General features: G+C 51.7%; 1 protein-coding gene. It reads right to left on the reverse strand.

Annotated elements, in window-relative coordinates; genetic code table 11:
* The coding region (locus HC725_RS16610) for an Ig-like domain-containing protein (RefSeq protein ID WP_190332956.1) at window positions 1-288 on the reverse strand (288 nt) is incomplete at both ends.

Below are 288 nucleotides of genomic sequence, written 5' to 3' on the forward strand. Positions count from 1 at the left end.
CACATTCACATTCACCGTATTACTGGTCACACCATCTTTGGTGGCCGTGAGGGTCGTATTACCCACCTCAACCGCAGACAATAAACCCGCTGATGATACGGTAGCCGTCGCCGTATCATCCGGCGCCCACGTCACTGAGCTAGAGATGTCAGAGGACGTCGCATCACTGAATGTCGCTGTTGCAGTTAACTGCTGAGTCTGACCTTTTACTACGTTGACCGGTGAAGGCGTCACTTGAATCGATGTAATGACCGCTGCCGACACATTCACATCCACCGTATTACTGGT

The organism is Vibrio sp. S17_S38 (genome assembly GCF_014694375.1).
Taxonomy (GTDB): domain Bacteria; phylum Pseudomonadota; class Gammaproteobacteria; order Enterobacterales; family Vibrionaceae; genus Vibrio.